This is a genomic window from Agromyces sp. P1_H4 (assembly GCF_056405255.1).
The window spans coordinates 1-4,696 of the sequence record NZ_JBFUCL010000299.1 but is presented as its reverse complement, the minus strand read 5'-3'; the positions used below and the strand labels follow the sequence as shown (position 1 = coordinate 4,696).

Below are 4,696 nucleotides of genomic sequence, written 5' to 3'. Positions count from 1 at the left end.
CCTCTCGGGTGAACCCCTCGAGCGAGCCGGTCGCGACGATCGTGAGCCCGGCGAGCACGCCCCCGGCCAGCGCGGCCGCGCCCGGACCGGGATGACCGGGCGTCGCGAACTGCACGCCCGACGCGGTCCACCGGTCGAGGATCTCACGGTGCCAGTCCACCTCGAACCACTCGAGCAGCGAGTCGGCGATGATCGGGCCGACACCGTCGACCTCGGCGAGCTCGGCGCGCTCGGCCGCACGGATGGCGTCGAGGGAGCCGAAGTGATCGGCGAGCGCGCGGGCGGCGACCGGCCCGACGTGCCGGATGTTCAGGGCGACGAGGATGCGCCAGAGCGGCTTGGTCTTCGCCAGCTCGAGGTTGGCGACGAGCTCATAGGCCGCCTTCGACGGCACGTGGGTCGCGTCGCCGGCGAACTCGGCGGCGTCAGGATCGTGGGCGGGATCGGCGCCCTTGCCGGTCCGCCGGCGAAGTCGGCGAAACGGCGCGCGGTACACGGGGGTTCCGTCGTCTTYGAGGCGCGGGAGTCCCGTCTCGACGTCGCGCACGACCACTTCGATCGGGAACAGCTCGCGCACGGTCAGGTCGAACAGCCCGGCCTCGGTCGGCAGCGGCGGCTCGGCGGGCACCGCGGGGTGGGTCAGCGCCGCGGCCGACACCTCGCCCAGCGCCTCGACGTCGAGGGCGCCCCGCGAGCCGATGTGCTCCACACGCCCGCGCACCTGCGCCGGGCAGCTGCGGGCGTTGGGGCAGCGGAGGTCGATGTCGCCCTCCTTCATCGGCCGCAGCGGCGTGCCGCACTCGGGACAGTCGGTGGGCATGACGAAGGCGCGCTCGGTGCCGTCGCGGAGTTCGACGACGGGGCCGAGCACCTCGGGGATGACGTCGCCGGCCTTGCGCAGCACGACCGTATCGCCGATGAGCACGCCCTTGGCCTTCACGACCTCCTGGTTGTGAAGCGTCGCCTGCCGCACCACCGAGCCGGCGACGCGGACCGGCTCCATGACCGCGAACGGCGTCGCGCGGCCCGTGCGCCCGACGCTCACGACCACGTCGAGGAGCTTGGTGTTCACCTGCTCGGGCGGGTACTTGTAGGCGATCGCCCAGCGGGGCGCCCGGCTGGTCGCGCCGAGCTCGTCGTGCAGCGCGAGCTCATCGATCTTCACGACGATGYCGTCGATCTCGTGCTCCACGTCGTGGCGGTGCTCGCCGTGGTGGGCCACGAAGTCCTGCACCCCCTGCACCGAGTCGAGTACCCGGAAGTGCGGACTCGTGGGCAGCCCCCATCCGGCGAGCAGCTCGTAGACCTCGGATTGGGAGGACACCGGCGGATCGGGCCAGGCGCCGATGCCGTGCACGAGCATGCGCAGTCGCGACAGGCGGTCGCGCATGAGGGCGAGCTGGGCGGCGTTCTTGTTCTCGGCCTTCTGCCGCAGCGAGCCGCTGGCCGCGTTCCGCGCATTCGCGAACTCGCGCTCGCCCGCAGCCGTCTGCCGGGCGTTGAGCTCGTCGAACAGCGCGGTGGGGAAGAACACCTCGCCTCGCACCTCGACGAGGGGCGGGTGCCCCGTGCCGGCGAGCTGCGTCGGGATGCCCCGGACGTACCGCACGTTCTCGGTGACGTCCTCGCCGACGCGGCCGTCCCCGCGGGTGGCCGCGGTCACGAGCCGCCCGTGCTCGTAGCGGAGGTTCAGGGCGAGGCCGTCGATCTTGAGCTCGCAGAGCCAGTGCACCGGACGCCCCGCGGACGCCTGCGCGCGGTTCGCCCAGTCGGCGAGCTCCTCGGGCGAGAAGACGTTGTCGAGGCTCAGCATGCGCTCGGCGTGCTGCACGGGCGCGAAGAGCGTGGTCTCGCCGCGCCCGCCCACCGTCAGCGTGGGGCTGTCCTGGCTCTGCAGCTCCGGATACGCGCGCTCCAGCGCCTCGAGCTCGTGCATGAGCCCGTCGTACTCGGCGTCGGAGATGATCGTCGTGTCGCGTTCGTAGTACGCGTCGCGCGCCTCATTGATGCGGATCGTGAGGCGCTCCACCTCGTCGGCCGCGTCGGGGAGGCTGATGCCCTGGTCGATGTCGTCGTCCACCACATCGACAGTCTAGGGACGCCCGCCGACGCGGCCGACTCGCTACGCCTCGAATCCGGCGCGGTCGACCTTGCGGTGGTAGTGCGTGCCCGCCTTGCCGCCGAGGATGGCGCCGCCGAGGCTGGCCAGGGCCACCACGACCGCGGTGACGATGCCGGCGACCGTGAGGTCGCCCTCGGTCACGGGGATGCGCGGGAACACGTTGAGGTTGGCGAAGAGGTCGTACCGGCTGCCGATGAGGACGCCGAGGAGCGCCACCACGATGGCGATCACGAGGGCCCACACCCAGACGGCGAGACCCTGGACCATGCCGTTGAAGCGTGCCATCCGACCGGCGACGTAGCCACCGCAGTAGTAGGCGACGAACAGGATGACGAGCAACGCGATCGCGCCGATCCACCCGATCGCCTCGGGGGCCAGTCCGATGTCGTCGGCGGCGGCTTCGGCGTCGTCCACGCCGAGGCCGAGCGCTGCTCCGGTCGCTGCGAGCAGCGCCGTGAGGAGCGTCGTGGTTCCGACGGCGGTGAGCCATCCGAAGAAGGCCGAGCCGACCTTCACGCCGCCGAACGCCTCGCGCTCGCGCGCGACGACATCACGGCGCTGCTGCGCCGGATCCACGACCTGGCGGCGGTCGTCGACGCCGTCGGCGTTCCGGTCGATCACCTGGCGGCGGTCGTCGACGCCGTCGGCGTTCCGGTCGATCACCTCGCGGCGGTCGTCGATGCCGTCGGCGTTGCGGTCCACGGCGGGCCGCACATCGGTCCGCTCGGTGGCGGGCACCGTGGCGGGCACGGCCCTGGTGTCCCCCGGTGCGGTGACCGGTCGCTCGGGATAACTGGCGGCGGGGTCTCGTGGGGTACTCACGGTGCAACCTCCTCGTCGTTCGGATGGCGCCGCTGGTGTCGGCGCAGCCGCGAATCTACGCCGTGGCGGCTCCGACGGCACAGGCCTTGACAGGCACCGCCCCGAGCCGCCATCCGCGCGCGCATGCCRGCGCGCGAAGCCGCGTCAGACGTCGACGGCGACGGCGCTCACGGTGCGATCGATGGTGCACTGGCCGAGCACGCGGGTGCCGACGTAGACGACGGCCGTCTGCCCCGGGGCGACCCCGTCGAGCGGATGCGACGGCGTGACRACGAGCTCGCCGCCGGTCACCACCGCCACCGCGGGCACGGGATCGGCGTGGGCGCGGATCTGCACCTCGCAGGCGAACGGCGTCGACGCATCGGCAGGGGGAAGTCCGGCCCACGTGTAGCGGGAGCCCGCGATCTCGGCGGTCGCGAGCGCCTCCTTCGGGCCGACGACGACGGTGTTCTCCTTCGGCCGCACCTCGAGCACGAAGCGAGGACGCCCATCGGGCGCAGGGGTGCCGAGGTGCAGTCCCCGACGCTGGCCAACGGTGTAGGCGTGCGCGCCATCGTGGGATCCGACGACCTCGCCCGAGCGGTCGACGATGTCGCCCTGCTCGACGCCGACGCGCTCGGCGAGCCAGCCCTTCGTGTCGCCGTCCGGGATGAAGCAGATGTCGTGCGAGTCGGGCTTCTGCGCGACCGAGAGGCCACGTCGCGCCGCCTCCTCGCGCACGAGCTGCTTCGACGGCGTGTCGCCGAGCGGGAAGTAGGCGTGGGCGAGCTGCTCGGCGGTCAGCACGCCGAGCACGTAGCTCTGGTCCTTCGCCMAGGCGCTCGCGCGGTGCAGCTCGCGGTTGCCCGCGGCATCCGTCACGATCGTGGCGTAGTGGCCGGTCGCCACGGCGTCGAACCCGAGCGCGAGCGCCTTCTCGAGCAGGGCGGCGAACTTGATGCGCTCGTTGCAGCGCATGCACGGGTTGGGCGTGCGGCCCGCGGAGTACTCGGCGATGAAGTCGTCGACGACGTCGGCCTTGAACCGCTCGGAGAAGTCCCACACGTAGTAGGGGATGCCGAGCACGTTCGCGGCGCGCTGGGCGTCCATCGAGTCCTCGATGGTGCAGCAGCCGCGACTGCCGGTGCGCAGCGTGCCGGGCATGCGGCTGAGCGCCAGGTGCACCCCGACCACCTCGTGGCCGGCGTCCACCGCGCGCGCCGCGGCCACGGCGCTGTCGACGCCGCCGCTCATCGCTGCCAGGACCTTCACCCGTCCAGTGTAGGCAGGCCTGCCTGAGCGGATGCCCCTGAGCGGATGCCCCCGAGCGGATGACCGAGCGGATGCTTCGGAGCGGATGCCCCGCGCCGAGCGTCGACCGGATGCGGCGGACGCGGTCCTCAGCGATCGAAGGAGGTCGCCCGGCCGGCGAGCCCGGCCTTCGCGGCCTGCGCGTGGGCGCCGGGCAGCGCGTCGAGGAATGCGGTGACGTCGTCGTCGGTGGAGGCGTGCCCCAGCGTGATGCGCAGTGCGCCCCTCGCGTCGGCTTCCGAGCGCCCCATCGCCATGAGCACGTGCGACGGCTCGGGCACGCCGGCCTGGCACGCCGAGCCGGTGGACACGGCGACGCCTGCGGCATCGAGGAGGAAGAGGAGCGAGTCGCCCTCGCACCCGGGGAACGAGAGGTGCACGTTGCCGGGCAGGCGTCCGGCCGCATCGGGGTCGCCCGAGAGGCGCGCGTCGGGCACCGCGGCGAGCGCTCCGCGGATGAGC

Annotated in this window: 4 protein-coding genes; all 4 read right to left on the bottom strand. The window is 72.7% G+C overall.

What is annotated here, in order from left to right; all coding sequences use genetic code 11:
- Positions 1-2,083 (bottom strand): NAD-dependent DNA ligase LigA (ligA, locus tag AC1DY2_RS15690; RefSeq protein ID WP_476763267.1); only part of this gene is annotated, 2,083 nt, incomplete at its 3' end.
- 39 nt (positions 2,084-2,122) lie between these two features.
- The gene (locus AC1DY2_RS15685) at positions 2,123-2,944 is read right to left on the bottom strand and encodes a YrzE family protein (RefSeq protein ID WP_476763266.1); all 822 of its coding nucleotides are present in this window, start codon (positions 2,942-2,944) and stop codon (positions 2,123-2,125) included.
- Between the two features lie 144 nt (positions 2,945-3,088).
- A complete protein-coding gene (gene mnmA, locus AC1DY2_RS15680) occupies positions 3,089-4,195 on the bottom strand; it encodes a tRNA 2-thiouridine(34) synthase MnmA (RefSeq protein ID WP_476763265.1) in 1,107 nt (368 codons plus the stop codon).
- Positions 4,196-4,323: 128 nt separating this feature from the next.
- Positions 4,324-4,696 (bottom strand): aminotransferase class V-fold PLP-dependent enzyme (locus tag AC1DY2_RS15675; RefSeq protein WP_476763264.1); only part of this gene is annotated, 373 nt, incomplete at its 5' end.